General features: G+C 59.4%; 14 protein-coding genes. 11 read left to right on the forward strand and 3 right to left on the reverse strand.

Going from position 1 to position 16,651, the window contains the following annotated elements; all coding sequences use genetic code 11:
* The first annotated feature begins 2 nt into the window (after positions 1 to 2).
* From TBK1r_RS36535 to TBK1r_RS36580, 10 genes are all read left to right on the forward strand, one after another.
* A complete protein-coding gene (locus TBK1r_RS36535; RefSeq protein WP_145221109.1) occupies positions 3 to 287 on the forward strand; it encodes a hypothetical protein in 285 nt (94 codons plus the stop codon).
* 31 nt (positions 288 to 318) lie between these two features.
* Positions 319 to 864, forward strand: a complete 546-nt coding sequence (locus TBK1r_RS36540) for a chemotaxis protein CheW (RefSeq protein WP_095741735.1) — start codon at positions 319 to 321, stop codon at positions 862 to 864.
* Complete coding sequence (locus TBK1r_RS36545; RefSeq protein WP_419580742.1) at positions 861 to 2,243, forward strand: methyl-accepting chemotaxis protein; 1,383 nt, start codon at positions 861 to 863, stop codon at positions 2,241 to 2,243. The genes TBK1r_RS36540 and TBK1r_RS36545 overlap by 4 nt, the downstream gene beginning before the upstream one ends.
* Positions 2,240 to 5,227: a hybrid sensor histidine kinase/response regulator gene (locus tag TBK1r_RS36550; protein ID WP_145221115.1), complete on the forward strand. Its 2,988-nt coding sequence runs from the start codon at positions 2,240 to 2,242 to the stop codon at positions 5,225 to 5,227. The genes TBK1r_RS36545 and TBK1r_RS36550 overlap by 4 nt, the downstream gene beginning before the upstream one ends.
* Positions 5,228 to 5,308: 81 nt before the next feature.
* Entirely contained in the window at positions 5,309 to 6,964 is a 1,656-nt protein-coding gene (locus TBK1r_RS36555; protein ID WP_145221117.1) for a response regulator, read from the forward strand.
* Positions 6,961 to 8,571, forward strand: a complete 1,611-nt coding sequence (locus TBK1r_RS36560; RefSeq protein WP_145221121.1) for an FHA domain-containing protein — start codon at positions 6,961 to 6,963, stop codon at positions 8,569 to 8,571. The genes TBK1r_RS36555 and TBK1r_RS36560 overlap by 4 nt, the downstream gene beginning before the upstream one ends.
* A 46-nt stretch (positions 8,572 to 8,617) precedes the next feature.
* On the forward strand, positions 8,618 to 9,463 hold the full coding sequence (locus TBK1r_RS36565) for a hypothetical protein (RefSeq protein WP_145221125.1): 846 nt from the start codon (positions 8,618 to 8,620) through the stop codon (positions 9,461 to 9,463).
* A 15-nt stretch (positions 9,464 to 9,478) separates the two neighbouring features.
* Positions 9,479 to 10,525, forward strand: coding sequence for a formylglycine-generating enzyme family protein (locus tag TBK1r_RS36570; RefSeq protein ID WP_145221128.1), 1,047 nt, complete (start codon positions 9,479 to 9,481; stop codon positions 10,523 to 10,525).
* A 69-nt stretch (positions 10,526 to 10,594) separates the two neighbouring features.
* Entirely contained in the window at positions 10,595 to 11,503 is a 909-nt protein-coding gene (locus TBK1r_RS36575; RefSeq protein WP_145221131.1) for a TRAFAC clade GTPase domain-containing protein, read from the forward strand.
* Between the two features lie 5 nt (positions 11,504 to 11,508).
* Complete coding sequence (locus tag TBK1r_RS36580) at positions 11,509 to 12,282, forward strand: GAP1-N2 domain-containing protein (protein WP_145221134.1); 774 nt, start codon at positions 11,509 to 11,511, stop codon at positions 12,280 to 12,282.
* 85 nt (positions 12,283 to 12,367) lie between these two features.
* On the opposite strand, the gene TBK1r_RS36585 is transcribed toward TBK1r_RS36580, so the two are convergent.
* Positions 12,368 to 14,209 (reverse strand): M64 family metallopeptidase, encoded by a 1,842-nt coding sequence (locus TBK1r_RS36585; RefSeq protein ID WP_419580743.1) that lies wholly within the window; start codon positions 14,207 to 14,209, stop codon positions 12,368 to 12,370.
* Between the two features lie 168 nt (positions 14,210 to 14,377).
* On the opposite strand from TBK1r_RS36585, the gene TBK1r_RS36590 reads away from it, so the two are divergent.
* Positions 14,378 to 15,160 carry a DUF1444 domain-containing protein gene (locus TBK1r_RS36590; protein ID WP_145221140.1) on the forward strand — a complete coding sequence of 261 codons (783 nt, stop codon included), beginning with the start codon at positions 14,378 to 14,380 and terminating at the stop codon, positions 15,158 to 15,160.
* 67 nt (positions 15,161 to 15,227) lie between these two features.
* On the opposite strand, the gene TBK1r_RS36595 is transcribed toward TBK1r_RS36590, so the two are convergent.
* Both TBK1r_RS36595 and TBK1r_RS36600 read right to left on the reverse strand, forming a co-directional pair.
* A complete protein-coding gene (locus TBK1r_RS36595) occupies positions 15,228 to 16,016 on the reverse strand; it encodes a hypothetical protein (RefSeq protein WP_145221143.1) in 789 nt (262 codons plus the stop codon).
* Between the two features lie 23 nt (positions 16,017 to 16,039).
* Positions 16,040 to 16,576, reverse strand: a complete 537-nt coding sequence (locus TBK1r_RS36600) for a Uma2 family endonuclease (RefSeq protein ID WP_145221146.1) — start codon at positions 16,574 to 16,576, stop codon at positions 16,040 to 16,042.
* Between the last annotated feature and the right edge of the window lie 75 nt (positions 16,577 to 16,651).

Genomic DNA, 16,651 nt, shown 5'->3' on the forward strand with positions numbered 1-16,651 from the left:
CCATGCCCCAAAACCCGCAATTCACAACCGATGACGATCTCGATCTGAGCCTGGAAACGCTCGATCAGTGGGAAACCGAGTTGGACCAGTTCGCCGCCGGGATCATGAAACGTTTGTCACAGGCGAGCGGAAAAACGATCGACGTCAGTGGCCTGATCCCCCAGTCCCAACTGGCCGCGGCACCACAGGCTGCGGCAACACTGGCTGATCCGGTCGACACGGACGACACGGACGACGAGAGCGAGGCGATGCAACTGCTGAAGTCCTTGCGTGAAATGACCCAATAACCCGATTCAATCTCAGCCCCAAGTAGTTTCGATGGAAAGCGTGATTTCCCATCAATCGAGAATCGCCAACCTGAGCGACAAACACTGCATCTTCCGATCCGGCGACGTGATGTTTTCGGTCCCGGCGACGACGGTGCGTGAAGTGACGATCATGCCGACGATCGTTCCGGTTCCGCTGAGCCATCCTTCGTTGGCGGGGATCGGGAATCTGCGCAGCGAATTCCTGCCGGTGATCGATCTGGAACCGCTGATCGGAAACCAGGCTCGGCTGTCGGCCGACAGCGGACAGCTGTTGGTGATGCAATGCCCGCTCGGATCGTGGGCCATCGCGATCGACAAAGTGGTCGCGATCGACGGCATCGAAACCCACATCGATGCCGGGCAACGCAATGAAAACACCATGTCGGTCTTGATGGGCACGGCAACCTATGACGGAAAAGTCATCAGCGTCTTGGACGTCAACGGGTTGCAGCGAATCGCACAACAAACACTGGAGGACCAATGGCATGGTTCCCAGTGTGTCTTTCCTTCTACCGTCTCAACCCCAACGTCCGCGTCAAAGTGGAACGCCGTATGAAAACCAACATCACATTTTTGGCCACGCACTCGTTGGTCGCGGTCGTCGCGACGGCCGCTGCGATGGCCGGATCATCCCTGTCGAGCGGTTCCCAGTGGGTCGTTGTCCTGATCGCCGCGATGACCGCCGCCGGCGTCGCGTCACTGCTGTTGACGCACAAGGTCAGTCACGGGATCCGGCAATTGAAAACGATGCTGGTCGAACGACAGCAGACGATCGTCTCCAGCGGGATTCGCGAGCTCGACGAACTCGGCTCCACCGTCCTGCAGACCTCGCAACGCTACGACGAAATCGAAGTCGCCAGCCGGCAGAATGCACGCGAACTGCAATCCATGCTGTCCCGACTTTCCCGACGCGACGGGTATGACTCGGCCGACATGAGTGAGTTTAAAAACGTACTCGGTGGCGTCGGCCGATCACTCAGCGAGCTGATGGCGCAAGTCGAAAAAGACGTCGTGGAGATCGGCAGATGCAACGCCGACGTTCACAGCGGCAAACAATCCGAAGCGACCTACCGAACCACCGCCTTGTTGCAAAACCTGACCAACGGCATCGAACGGATTTCCGATCGCTGTGCCCAACTACAGCAACAAATCGGGTCGGCCGAAAAAGCAGTCGCCAAAGCGATCGAAAAAACCAATGTGCTGACCGAAGGGGTGCATCGCATCCGCAGCTGCAGCGAAACGAGCAAGAAGAAACTGCGATCACTCGGAGATCCGACGCGCCAGATCGGTAACATCGTCGGCACGATCACCGACATCGCCGCCCGCACGGAAATGCTGGCCCTGAACGCGTCGATCGAATCGATCCGTGCCGGCGAACACGGCCGTGGCTTTGCCGTGGTGGCCGACGAAGTGAGAAAACTAGCCGAGCAGACGGCCCACTCCGCCCGCGAGATCGGTGTGCTCGCCGAATCCTTGGAAATGCAGACCACCGATTCGCTCTCCGTGCTCAGCCGAGAACAAAACGAAGTCGAATCCGACATCGCCGTCGTCGAAGCCATCCGCGACACGCTGAACGAACTTTCGCAAGTCACCGCGGCCGGCATGTTCGTCGTCTCGGATCTTTCGCAACAGGGCGACCAACAACAGAACCTGGTTCAAGGACTCGCCGGAGGCATCGACTCGATCGCAAGTGCTCATCAGGCCGATCGCAAACGCGCCGACCATGCCTCCTGGGCGATCAAGTCGCTGGCCAAAACGGCCATCGACCTCGATTCCAATATCCATCGGCTCCGAGGTTGCACCAACCCGAATCTGGATCTCAACCCCGGCGAACGACGACAGTTGCTCGAATTGGCCAATCAAACCCGCGCCGACGCGACGCCCGACGCCGCCAGCCGTCACGAAAACGTCCGCGTTGCGGAGGAAGTCAAATGAGCACCCAAGACGCTTCCTCGGGCGCGTTCACCGAACATCTGTTTTCGTGTGAACCCGGTCCCACCGGTGCATCCGGCGCCCCCGGTGCCGCGGAATCAGACGCAACGCGTCGCATGGCCGACTTTGCCAACGCCGTCGAGCTGCTTCATGAGCTGACCCACGCCGGTCTGGAAGACGTCGATGCGTGCTTGCAGGACACCGTCGAGAAATTGGGCGAACTGGCCGATACCGTCGATCGCTCCCTCTCGGATTTCAACGATGACGATCCCGATGTTCTGAACCTGGTCGACTTTGTCGTCGAAAGCTGTAACTCGGTCCGCAACGTGGCGCTCGGTGAACACGCCGACGAGATGGACCAGGAGCAATTGGAATTGCTCAAGGAAGCGATCGAACTGAGACTCGACTCGTGCGATGCGTCGGGCGAGTTTGTCAACGATGACGAATCGGCCTGCGACAGCGAGAGTGATTGGGACGGCGGCGATGCAAGCGCCTCTCCTGAGTCCGACGTGATTGCGCCCAGTCAAGCTGAAATTGCAGCCTTGCTGAGCAGCCTGAGTGCCCAGACTCGGGGAATCGCCCCGGAAGACGGTGTTTGGCAAGACGCCCAGGCGACGCAACCCGTTTTCGATTCCGACCAACCGGAACAGCCGACCGACCCAACAACCCACTCGCCCGCGGCGGCGACGGCACCCGATGCGATCAAAGTCGGCGGCAGCCCGATCGCTATGCCCGCAGTCGACGAAATCGACATCGACGACGAATTGCGCGAAGCCTTCATGGACGATGCGACCCGCGGATTGGAATCAATGGAGCAAGCGCTGCTTGATCTGGAATCCGGCCCCGGCGACGACGGCCCCGTGAAAACCATCAGCCGCGAACTGCACACCATCAAGGGAGCGTCGGCCAGCATCGGCATGTCCAACTTGGCCGACTACATCCACGAAGTCGAAGAGCTGATTCGCCAGACACAAGACGCCGGGCAAGCGGTCACCCCCGAACTGTTGCTGCCGCATGTGGATCTGATTCGCGCTCGTGTCGATGGCGACGAAACGGATCCGGTCGATTCGCCATACGCGTCCAACGATAACTCCACCGCACCCCAACCCGGCGCGGAACCTACCGCCGTGGCTTCAACTGTCCCGTCGTCCACCGCTCAGCCGACAGGATCCGCTCAACCCGCGGCGCGGTCGCCGAAGAAGAACACGCTTTCGGACAGTCACGGTGACGACGAAACCGTGCGAGTCAAAGCATCACAGCTGAACCGGCTGATGGACATGCTGAGTGAACTGGTGATGCTGCGAAATCAGCGCGACACCGAAATCTCAGAGCTGAAGGGGATTCACGACGAGCTGATCCACAGCGTCACCCGCATTCGGATGCTCAGCCACGAAGGCGAAGCTTTGTTGGCCGGTGACAGCCTTGCCAATCCCGTCCTGGCCGAAGACGGCGTGTCCTTTTCCCACCTCAATGAAGTCGCCAATGACGTGCTGGAATCGGCCCAGCGATTGCGTGACTGTTACCGCCCCGTCGCCGACGGGAACCAAGCGGTCTCTCAATTCATCCGCAACTTTCGACTGGAACTGGTTCAGCTGCGAAGGATGCCGGTGTCCGGACTGTTCCGCAGACTGCATCGCGCGATCAGCGACGCGGCGAGGACCGAACACAAACAGGTGCGTGTGGAGTTGGTCGGAGAGAACACCGGGATCGAGCGGTCGCTGCAGGAGCGGATTTTTGAACCGTTGCTGCACATCGTTCGCAATTCTGTCAGCCATGGAATCGAGCCAGCCGACGAGCGTGTCGCCGCGGGCAAAACACCGCAAGGCATCGTCAGACTTCACGCCCACTCGGGGCCCGACCTGTTGGTCATCGAAGTCAGTGATGACGGCCGCGGTTTGGACTTCGATGCGATTCGCAGACGGGGTATCGAGCGGGGTTTGATCGATGGCGACAAATCGGTCAGCCATGCCGAACTGTCCCGCCTGATTTTCAATCCCGGGTTTTCAACACGTGAATCGGCCAACCAACTCTCCGGACGCGGTGTCGGCATGGATGTCGTTGCGTCGACGCTGGAACGGATGCGGGGCTGGGTCGAAGTCGAATCGGAACACGGTTCGGGATCGACGATCCGGTTGTCATTGCCGCTGCCTTCGATGATTCAGCACGCGATGGTGTTCCGCAGCGGCGGTCAGCTGTTCGCCTTGCCGGCTCAATCGGTCCGCCGCACCGGTGAATTTGACCCCAGCTACTCACCGATTGATCTGAACGAAATCCTGTCCTTGCGGCATCACGATCCGGCTGCCCAGAGTGACCATTCACGCCGCGCCATCATCGAACTCGCCAGCGGGTCGGCAACCGTCGACGGCGAATCGGGAGGCGACTTTGCCTTGCTGGTCGACCGAGTCCTCGGACCCGAGGAAGTCGTCGTTCGACCGATGCCGCCGATGCTGAAGTCACACCCGTTGTGCATTGGAGCGACCCTTTCGGGGATGGGCGAAGTGGTGCTGCTGTTGGACCCACGTGGACTGGCCGAGGCGTCCAAGGGTGCCCGTCAAGTCGTTCAACCCCTGCCCTCGGAAGAACGGGCCTGCGGCAAGGAACTGCCCAAGGTGCTCGTCGTCGATGATTCAAAAAGTGCCAGGCTTCGCGTGACGCGGGCACTGGCCAAGTATCCGGTCACCGTTGTCCAAGTCGAAGACGGACAGGCTGCGATCGAAATGCTTTCCAAAGAAACCTTCGCCACCGTTTTCAGCGACATCGACATGCCGCGGATGAGCGGTTTGGAGTTGCTGCAAACGATCAAGGGTGAACCTCGAATGGCATCAATCCCTGTCGTCGTGATCAGCAGCCGCAGTCTCGAAACGGCTGGCAAACAGGCCCGACTACTGGGCGCCGTCGAATACATCCAAAAACCACTCACGCCCGAACGACTCGACGCTGTCGTCGCCCCACTCGATTGGGCCAAACCTTACCCGGACCACCTTTAGATCGTTCGCCCGCGGCTCGTTGCCCCATACCAAGCCCCTTTTCAAATCACTTTCGTTTCCCGTCACAGAGGAATCAGTTTCATGGCCGAAAAAAAAGTCCTGGTCATTGATGACAGTGCGACCATCCGTAAGCTGGTCGATACACACCTAAGCCCGGCCGGTTACGCCGTCACCCTCGCCCCCACGGCTGAGGACGGCTTGCAGCTGGCCGAGGAGATCCGGCCCGATCTGATTCTGTTGGACCACCAACTGCCGGGAACGACAGGCTTTGAAGTCTGCCAACAACTGGCCGCGTCCTCGACGCTGAAAATGATCCCCGTCGTGGTCAGCTCGACGCTGCGAAAGAAAGCGTACGTGGAGTACGCCGACCTGGACAACGTGGTCGACATGTTGCCCAAACCCTACACCGAAAACCTGCTCCGCACGACCGTCGAAAACGCGATCGAAACCGCGACGATGATTGTCGAATCCCAGACCAAGGGATCGGCGGTGCCGGAGATCATCGGAGAAACGTCCGAGCCCGATCTGGCCGGCCGCTTCGCCGTGTTCGGCATTCGCGAGGTCGTCGATTTCCTCAACAACGGCCACAAGCAAGGCGTGCTCGAGATCGAAGCCGAACGTCTGCGGTTGTGGATCTACCTGGATCGGGGACGCGTCCAAGGCATCAGCGCAACCGGACTGCAACCCGAAGAAACGCAGATGGTCGTCGAGCGGCTGCCCGAGTCGCTGCAAAGCCTGGCCGAAGTCCTGCGTCTGACGATCGCCGGACGTGGAACGGCCGAGTTCGACGGCTTTGTGCAATTGATGGACAAGCGAGTTTTGGACCCACGATTGACGGCCAAGCTGCTGCGTTTCCAAGCGGCCATGCTGATCGGACTGGTGATGAAGCGACCGTTGAAAGGCTATCAGTTCCGCGCGACTTCGAATTTCCCGTCGCTGCAACGCGATTTGCCCCTGGAAGTCAGCTTGATGGGCCTGCTGGTCGAACACGCACTGCACTGCGATCTCTCGGAGATCCAGAGCGATGATTCAGCGCTGCGATTCGTCCGTCGCGCCATCCGAGGCCAGAACTTGGACCGTGCCGGGTTGTCTGCCAAACACATGAAGATCATGAACCTGCTGAGCGAACCTCGCTCGGTCGAGGAACTGCAACAACGACTCGGCTGGGATCACGACGAAGTCCGACGCGTGTTGTCAGGATTCGTCGCGGCCGACATCCTCGAAGTCCGACGCGACGAAAGCGAAGGCAAATTCGTGGCCTACGAGACCAATGCGATTGCGGCCGCACAACTCCGCAGCGGACTCAAGCAAGCTTCCGGCAAATACGTCGGCAAGATCGTTCGCGATACGTTGACGTTGCAGTTGCTGGTCAAACGAACCAAACCGGACGCGGTGTTCTTCGCCGTCGACACCCCGCAAAGCTGCGACGCCATTCGCGAAGCCTTCACGTCGGCACAAGAAGCCTTCGGGAACTCGCGAAAGATCGTGTTGGCTCCCGCGAAGGTCGTCGATGACCCCAACGTTCCGTGGCACAAACTGCTGGGATTCACTCCCGATCGATTGCTGCATTCCCCCTACACCTGCGACACCTTGACCGAAACGATGGACGAACTGGATTCCATCCCGGTCGCTGAACCGCCGCGTGATGGATCGCAGCAAGAGACGCATGGTGCCGCGACCGACCCGGCGTTGGCCTCCAACGGTTTGGACACCCCTGTTGCGGAGACCCTGTCATGATTCGATCCACCGAAGCAACCCTGACCGGTTTTAAAATCCGCGTCGTTCGCCAGAGCGCCTCGCCGATCGACCACGCCCTCGAAGAGGGACGAAGTGTCTTTGTCGGCAGCGGCAATTCGTGCGGCATCAAGGTCAGCGGCGAAGGCGTCGCCGAGATCCATTGCCTTGTCGACGTCGATGACGACGTCGTCTCCATCCAAGACTGGGCGTCCAAGGCGGGAACCAAAGTCAATGGAACGACGATCGACGACAAGACAGCGATCCAAGTCGGTGATTCCATCCTCGTCGGTTCGATCAAGCTGGAACTGGTTGGTGGACCGAGCGGACCAAGTCAAGCCGCCAAACAAAACGCCCTCGAACTGGCCGCCAAAGCCGCCGAGGAAGCACGGGAAGAATCAGTGGGAATGGAAGACTTGGGTTACGAAGACGTGCAAGACGATGCAACAACCGTCGCCGAACCGACGCCCGCCGCGCGGCCGCCGATCGGACGGCTCAGCGACGTGCTGGCCGAGACCGCCACCGAACCGATCTCCGCCCACGACACCCATGTCGCCGAAGCACCCGCGACCGACACGTCGGACTTGGACGCACCAATCGTTCAACCAACCGAGGCGTCTGCGGAACACAACCTCGACGAACCGGAATCCGACGAGATTGCGATCGTGGACGACTTCCCTTCGAATCATCTCACCGCCGAAGATCTCGATTGGGATCCCTCCACCTTCGACGACGATCAGGTAGATGCCGAGATCGTTCAGTTGCTCAAGTCAGAAATCGAAGACCTCCGCATTCAGCTGGCCGAACGCGACGAGCAATTGGCCGCGATGGAAGGACTGGGCGCAGAGGATGGCGAACACGCCACGTCAATCCAGGCCGGATCCATCGACCAAGATTTCGGTGGCGACGAACTGGTCGGACGTGTCGACGACTTGCTCGCCGAGCTGGCCGAGCACGACGAACGGGTCTCGATGCTGCAAGAATTATTGCAGACCGCTGAAATCCAAAATCAGGCGGAACGGGAAGAGCGCAGCTGCCTGGAAAACTGGGTCGGCGAAATCGAACAACGGATCGGCGAGCGCGAATCGGAATGGAAAGCCGAACAGGACGCCCTCCGTGATCGACTCAACGCGGCGAGCCAGGAACGCGATCAGTTTCAGCAACAGCTGCACACCGCCGCCAAACGCTACGGACAAGCGTCGGTCGGTGACGTGGCCCCGGATGAAACGCTGCAGAAGCTGCAAAAACAAAACGCGGAGCTGCAAGCCGCACTGGAGGAATCGCAAAAGCAATGCGTCAGCCTGAATCGTCAGATTGAGCGAATGCAAAACGAAGAGCCGGAATCGCTGCAGGAACTGCGTGCCGAATTGGCCCAGGAGAAAGCATCGGTTTCACGGATGCGATTCCAGCTCTCCAAGCAGCTGCAGGAAATCGACGGCGACGCCGCCGCCAAAGAGCAGCCGGACCGCGAGTTCAGTTACAAGCTGCAAGCCCTGCGACAGCATTTGCGGGAGATTCACGAGGAAGAGAAGGTCGAGCGCGAACAGAAAGGAGAGTCTTTGCTCGGCCGGATCTCCAATCTCTGGAAACGCGTCGGTGACGAGTACTAAGACGCTCAGAAAAACTTCGTCGTAATCATTTTAACCCTGAATCGATATGACCGACCGAAACGACATGATTGCTTCGTTGCCCCTGGGCGGCGGAAGTGACTCGCCAGGAACGGGCGTCCCCCCGGTGATCGCACCGTTGGACGGCTCGCAAGCCGAAGCGATCGGTTCCATCGTCTTTGACGTGGAACATTTCGCGCGAGGTTGGATCGGTCGCATTCGCAGACTCATTCATCGGTCGTCCCAGTTGATCGAGCGAGAATCGCTACTGGCCGGTGCGATCTCGCGTTTGGATCAACAGAAGACCGAATGGAGCAAACGGACGGCGGCCAAGGAAGAAGGCCTGCGAGATCAGTCCAAACGGCTGACCGAAGCCTGGTTGGAAGTCGAGTCCGAACGCAGGAAGGCGATTCAAGGTGCACGCGCCGCGGCGACCGTAGCGAACAAGTCGGCCATCGGTCCCGTCGTTCCCTCGGTGCCTGCTGGCGTTTCGACCGGCACGATGCCGACGGCCGCTGGGCTTCCCCAGCCGACCGGCGCCGGCCCTCTCCCGATCGTTCCGGCGGCGGAACCGCCGCGCGACCCGAACCTGCCGTCACCAGCCGCGATTCAACGGCAAATGCCGGCGGCACCCCCGTCGGTCAACGTCAACGTTCCCGTCTGTGGTCCAAACACAGCGCCGCCCGCTGATGGTCGCGGAGGATCTCCCGTGATGCCGGTCGGCAACGCGCCCATCCTGCCCGGCCAGCCCGCCTCCGGTGGCCAGGGATATCCCACTCAAGATCGCGACCAGCAAGCCGCACTTGAGCATGCCGAAGCCGCCCGGCAACAGAAGATTGAAGAATTCAAACGCATGCAACGTGCGATCCGTTCAAACCGAAGCCAGTCGAACTAACCGTTGGAGACCATCGTGCCCTTTGCCACCTTTTTCAGCCGGCCGCTGAGTGCGTTTCGCGCGTCGTTTTCGAGCGCGAAGCCTGATGCTGCAGCCGCCGCGCCGCCGACATTGGATTTCCCCGGCGCACCGCCCGACATCCGCCAGCTGGTGCGTGAGCGACAGTATGCCCACATCGTCCGCCCGGCCGACGGGATTGCGTTTGACCCCGACTCGTTGCGGTACGCCTGGAAAGCGATCGATCACGACATGGCTTACGTGCCCGGTGGCGACGTGACACTGTGCGGTGAATACGCCACGACGTCCGAGGAAGGATTCGTGCTCGTTCCTCAGGTCGTCGGAAACAGCCAAACCGATTCGATCTACCTGGATCGGTGGTGCGTGACCAATGCCGACTTTCAACGCTTCGTCCAAGCCGGCGGGTACGAGAATGTCTCGCTGTGGCCCGAACAGATCCTGGCATCGGTGCTCAAATTCGTCGACAAAACCGGACAACCCGGCCCCGCGTTTTGGGAAAACGGCCGGCCCGCCAAAGCGATAGCGGCTCATCCGGTCGTCGGCGTGTCCTGGTACGAAGCCAACGCCTACGCCCAATGGGTCGGAAAACGGTTGCCGACCAGCGCCGAATGGCAGCGGGCCGGGACCTGGGGATCGACCGGCAGCGATTCACTGAAGGAATCAAAATATCCCTGGGGCAATTCCTTCGATCCGCAATTTGCCAACACCTGGGCGTCGGGCCGACACCAAACGGTCTCGGTCCACGAGTGCCAGGGCGGCAACACACCCAACGGCATTCGGCAATTGATCGGAAACGTCTGGGAGTGGATGAACACCCAGTACTTGTTGGCCGCAACCGAAGAGATCACCGTCCACATGACCGACCCGATGGCCGAAGTTCGCGGCGGTGCCTTTGACAGTTACTTCCATTCACACACGACGTGTCAAAGCCGCAGCGCCCAGACGCTGCTTGCCCGCAAGAACAACGTCGGCTTTCGATGCTGCTTCTCCGCCGAAGGGCTCGACCCGCACGGTGACGAGGAACTCCAATCGGCCGACGCCTGACTCGGTAATGATCCCTGACTCGGTAATGATTCCTGACCCCGAAACGCGCCTCGATGATGAAAGAAAACAATGAGTAAGGAAGAAGGCTACAACACGGCGTTGTGTTACCAAGACGCGCCTCCGTGCGTCTGTTGCGACGCCCAAATGACCAGCATGGATGACTACTGCGACGAGTGCCAAACGCCGGCTGAAATCACGCGTTCGGTTTCCCAACGACATGCCAAGCCGCATTTCATTTCGGTAGTCGGACCCAGTAACGCTGGCAAGACGGTCTATCTGGGGCTGCTGTTGGACATGCTTTGTGGCGGCGCCAAGAATCTCAAAGGTGTTCCCAACGGCGCATTTTCGATCAAGCTTCAAGAGCAAGTCGTCTCGGCGCTGGAGGAACGGCGTTTTCCGGAAAAGACGCCCAACGAATCCGATCTCTGGAAATGGTTGCACTGTGTCGTCACCGATTCTTCGCAACGCAAAGAGAAACAGGTGGACTTTGTCGCACCGGATTTTGCCGGCGAAGCCATCGCGACCGAACTGGAGCAACCGGGGACCTACGCCGCCGTCAGCCACATCGTTCAGCGAACGTCGGCGTTCTTGTTGCTGTGCGATTCGGCCGAAGTTCGCGACAACGGTGCCCGCGAAGACCTGTTTGCGATGAAACTCGGCTCGTACATCTCGCAACAGCAATCGCTTTCCGAGTTAGGAAAATCGCGTGACCTGACGCCGGCGGTTGCCATCGTGTTTACGAAATCGGACACCTGCCCCGAAGCGGCGGCGGACCCTCACCGATTCATGGCCAACAACATGCCCCGTTTCATGGATTACTGTCAACATAACTTTCCACGGCACGCGGTCTTCAGTGCCAGCGTCGTCGGTTCGTCGGCGCTGCTGAGCAACGATGTCGGTGGTGTGGCACGGGTGCCGTTTCACATCCAACCCCGCGGTGTGATTGAACCCTTGCACTGGGCCATCCAGAACAGCTAATCCACATGCAAGTCGAACAGATCAGCTACGGCTCGCTCAAGCGTCGTCGGATGAAGGGCTACCAGATCATCGGGAAGTCTCCCGGTGTGGATGCGACCGTGTCGAGCGAGTTTTGCAAATGGGCACCCTCACACAACTCACTCGAGGTCGCCTCCGATGCCGCCGCTCAGGACGCCTGGGGGCTGAGCTTTTTTCCCCTTTCGGATTACTTCTATGCCGTCGCGCGCAGTGTGCACGGCGGTCCGGAATACAGTGGACGGGGCGGGCTGGCGGTGGTGACCATCGCGTTGGTGATGAGCCGCAAGCAACTTGTCGCCTATGAATTCCATGCCGTTGATACCGCCCGCACGGCACTCGCGTTGGGCAACCTGATCCTGCAAATGGACCGAGATGAAACGCTGCCCGCGGTCACGCTGACCGGACGTCCCTTGTCGCTGCAACCGCCGACGAGCGACTTTACCGATTCCACACCTGCCCTCTTGCCGGGACACGCGGTCAACTGGATCGCCCGCGAGACCGTCAGCCTGCTTCGTGACAACCGCAAGGTCATGATCGTCGGCAAATGCGATCCGCTGCCGATCTTGACGCTGATGCTGGACCAATTGACTCCCAAAGAACGCAGCGAAACGAGTTTTGCCTGCGGCCTGAAACCCAGCAGCCGACGTGACTTTCGCGTTCAGATCACGCAGGACCCGATGACGCCGAAACTGCAGAAAGAACTGGACCGGTCCGGCATCGTCCCGATCGACGTTGCCCGCGTGCTGGTCGAGACCAAGTAACCTCTCACGCGACCCGGGTTTGCAAGATCATTGAGCCGACGGGTGCGACGGTGTCTGACCCGCTGCCGGCGGGCAACCGGCGCGGTTAAAACGGCATGGTTTTCAAGAACCGCAACCCGAACTGCCCGTAGTCCTGCCCGTCCACATCGCCGTCGCCGTCCCGGTCAAACCGTGCGTCGAACGCTCCGCTTGTCGGCCCCTGAAGAAACGTCTGCCCGAACCGGCCATAGTCCTGGCCGTCGACGTCGCGGTCGCCGTCGACGTCACCGAACAGACGGAAGAACGCGTCGGTTGCCTGGTTCCCAAACAAGACATCGGCGGACATCGGATCATTGCCCACGGTGGTGGTGACGGCCGACGCGATGATTTTCAGCTCGTATTGACCATCGAGCAACGAGTGCAGCCCGGCGGCCTGACGTTGGAGCACGAATTCGCCGGGTTGGAACCTCAGATCTGCCACCGTGCCGGTCGTCGTTGTGGACGATGTGACGTTCAAAGCGATGGATTGTTGCGTTCCACGAGGCATCAATAGAAATGAGGATGCGGAAACATCGACCAACGAATCGAACGTGACCTGGACCGACGTGACGAGCGAACGACTGGAGTCGCCGTGATTGATCTGCACACTTTGCACCTCGGGTGGCGCCAGCACTTCGACGGTCCAGCCGATCGTCTGTTCCAGCGTTGATCGTTGATGGCGCACCCAGTCGGTCGGGTCATAGACGCGTGCCGAGACGTCGTACACACCGGGGCCGAAGCCGGCGTCGCGTAGATTGAAGGTCCCCGCCGTTGCGGCCGGCACCTCGACCCCGTCGACGGACCACTGCACCGCTTGGACCTGCCAGTCAATCGCCTGCACCCACAACTCCGGAGCGGTGTCTCGGATCGTCTGAGCGTTGTCCAACCAGTCATCAACAGGATCCACCAGGTCATAGATGTCCAAGATGATCTTTTCACGGCTGACCGCATCAAAGGGTCGCCCCAGGCTGCGCATCTTGGAATTGTTCGATGGACGATACAGACCTTGGTTAAAGTATCGCGCCCCTTCATAAGCGCCGATCGTGCCGATACCGGGCTGATCATACCCGACCCACCGTTGCCACTTCGCACCTTGCGGATCGGTGGTGACGTTGACTTCCCGAGGTTCGCCTCCGGTGTAGAGTGGGCTTCCCCCGTACTCATCAGCCAAGTCGTTGAACGAGTGTGCGACTTCGTGCAAGGCCAGTTCGTTGGCCGATCCGTTGGCTCCGGCGAAGACCGCGTAGCTGCCTCCGCTGCCACCGTATTTGGAATCGTTCACGGAGACAAATTGCATCTCGGCGTTGAATCCCGCGCCGGCCAGCGCCTCATTCTTGGCCGCGTTGGCCTTGGTGTTGTTGATACAAATCAACCGTTCCGTCCCGCCGCAAAAATAGTAGGCATCCAACGCCGTATCGACGAAGATCCCGTTGGGCGGTTCATCGGCACCGGACTCGTTGGAAATGACGTTGATGCGATGGGCATTAAAGAAGTTGGCGTAACGCGGGTAGGGATCTTGCCCCGCATTGAACAGGTATTCCAACATTCCGTTGACGTGACTGAGATAAACGTTGTCGATCTGCGCTGCGGTGTATCCGTCACCGAGAATCACGATGTCCACCCGGTTGTCGGATGGACCGTTGTTCAGCACCGTTTCAAAACCGGTGGTCTGCTGCGCCGGCGCGTCGAGATCAGCCGAGTTCAATAGCACCTGCTGTTGAAACGGCCCCATCCTCCATTGGTCCACACCGGTCACGCCCGATTCGATCGGGGGCGCCGTGGCCGGATCAATCCAATCGTTCGACGCGACATCAGCCGCCAGCAGTCGCCGAGCTTCGAGGGATTCAAATGAGAATCGTGTTTTTCGTTGCCTGAGCATCACGATGGTGGGACGGAGGGATTTTTGCATTGGCGCCGTGATTCGCACGAGTCGCCGCAAGGTCATAGGGTAATACGAAATCGCTTGCCAGGGCGTTTCAATGACAGGTACTTCTCGCCCTGTGACATTCGTGGCACAGCGCGTTAGACTTGAGGAGTCGGTTTGCCAACACTCTTCTTCGCCAGTCTGGACTCCCCCATGCTCGAAGCCTTCACAAATCGCGTCCTCTCGGTCATCCAGCGTGAATTTCCGACACGCGGCTTTCGTCTCGGCGAGGAATTGGGCGTCATCACGGATGGATCGGCAAAATTTGGGATGAGCAACTTGTGGGCGCAATTTCAGCAATCCCCCATGCCGGATGAAGAGTTTGATCAGGTGATCATCGAGAAATTCGCCGGTGCGTTGAAACTGATCGATGGCGCCGCCGAAGCGATCCCGCAGGCCTGGGAAGACGTCAAACCGAGGCTGAGAGTTCAATTGGTCAGCGCGAAAGTCACCGATGTCGGCCGTGCGATCACGTTCCCCTTCGCCGACGACGTGCACTCGAGTCTGGTCAGTGATTGTGACACCGGTTATGCCTACATCAGCAACGAAGATCTGGAACGCTGGGGCCAATCAGCGGTCGATGCGATCGAACTCGGCAAGCTAAACATCGTGACGTCCAGCCCGACGTTGCCGATGACCGTCATGCCCGGTCCGGCTCCGCTGGTGGCGATCCAAACGGGCGATGGCTACGATGCGGCCAGGATTCTGATTCCCGAGATCCGCGCCAGGATCATCTCGGAGTTGACCGGCGACGAAGACGGAGAAGTCTACGTCGGGGTGCCCAACCGTGACTTCCTGATCGCCTGGCCGATGACGGTCGATGAGGACCTGCACCAACAACTCAGTCAGACCGTCGCGCTGGACGCCCGCCGACAGTCCCACCCGCTCAGCGAGCACGTGTTGCGCGTGACCAAAGACAAGATCCAGCTCGCGTAGCCGGACGGTACGTCTCGCTGTTTCTGCCGATCCTTCATCGGCGAAGCGGCGCGATTCAAGAACGGACCTATGGGCCGACGCGGAGCATCGTCAGCAACTCCTCGCGTTGCTCTTGAATCTCGGTCAATTCGTTGCGAAGGATTTCTTGAGGTTTCTCTGCGGCCTCACTGTCGGAGAGTTGCCAGATCATGAACGAGCCGGCAAAGGTTCCGTACTCGCGTTTGGTCATGTCATGCTCGCGGTACATCACCGATTCGATCACCGCGTCAATCTCCGGAGCATCCTTGTCTTCCGCCCGAATCAATTTTGCGATGCGTTTCTTCTCGTCACCGGACAGTTTGGAAGCGAGCTGCGCCAGACCCTCCAACCCCTGTCGTTCAATGGCAACTGCGACCAATTGATGAATCAGCAGTCCGCCGTGAGCAGACTTCCTGCCGATCACCGCGATCTTTGCCAGCGCATCGGCCGCATCGGCGGATCGGCCTTCGAGTTCGGCAAGCCGAGCCTTGACATACAGCAGCCGCATCGGCCCCCGAGCGTAATTTGCTTTGTCATGCATTTCCTGCATCGTTTGCATGTCGGCCATGCGGATCAGACAGCGCTGTCGCGCGGCTTGATCGATCAAGGATAGCGGATCGAGATTGGCATCAAGGTAGGTTTGTAGAGCTTCGACATCCTGAGAGGTGTCGAAGTCCATCGGCAGCGGCGTCATCTTGCCGTTCGCTTCAGAAAGCGTGTCATACGCATTGGGCGACGGATAGCTGATGTTTCCTGATCGAGGTGCGTTGATGAAGTAAATGACAGCGACAGCGACGAGCACCGTCGCAAGCACGCCGAGGCCGATTTTCAGTTTCATGATCGTTAAAGTATCGAGTTTCTTTAAAACAGATCGGCAAGTCGAATGGTAACGGCGCAGTCTTCACACAGTGTGATCTCAAAGGAATCGACGACGGATTCACTTCTCCATTTGCCTTCGCCATCGCGGCGATAGAGCTGGACTGTTTTTAACTCGGGATCCAGAATCGCGTAGATCGGGACGCCTTGCTCGTCATAGAGATCCCGTTTAAAGCTGCGGTCACGCTCGGCAGTCGAAGCAGACAGGACTTCGGCGACGAAGTGGGGCGTCAATTCGATGTGTTTTTCGGGAGCCTCGCCACAAATCACCACGACATCGGGCCGGACCACCGTCTCGCGCGAAACGATCCAGTCGGTTTCTCCGAGTACAATCGCATCGCATTCTTGCGAGCGAAGTTGTGTCCCAAGTTCCCTGGCAAGATTAAACAACACTAATTGGTGCACACCAAAGGGGCTGGGGCTCATCGACACGGCGATCCCGTCCCAGAGTTCCCAGTCGCCTTCCCAGGCGGCGTAGTCATCGACAGTGTAACGCGGAATGTATTTGGGGACGGCAGACATCGAATCGACGGTGGCGAGCGGGCGGTGAAGATCTCACTTTCCAGTATATCACGGTTGCGTCAACTCGACCGTGTG

Source organism: Stieleria magnilauensis, from assembly GCA_007753675.1.
GTDB classification, from domain to species: Bacteria; Planctomycetota; Planctomycetia; order Pirellulales; family Pirellulaceae; genus Stieleria; species Stieleria magnilauensis.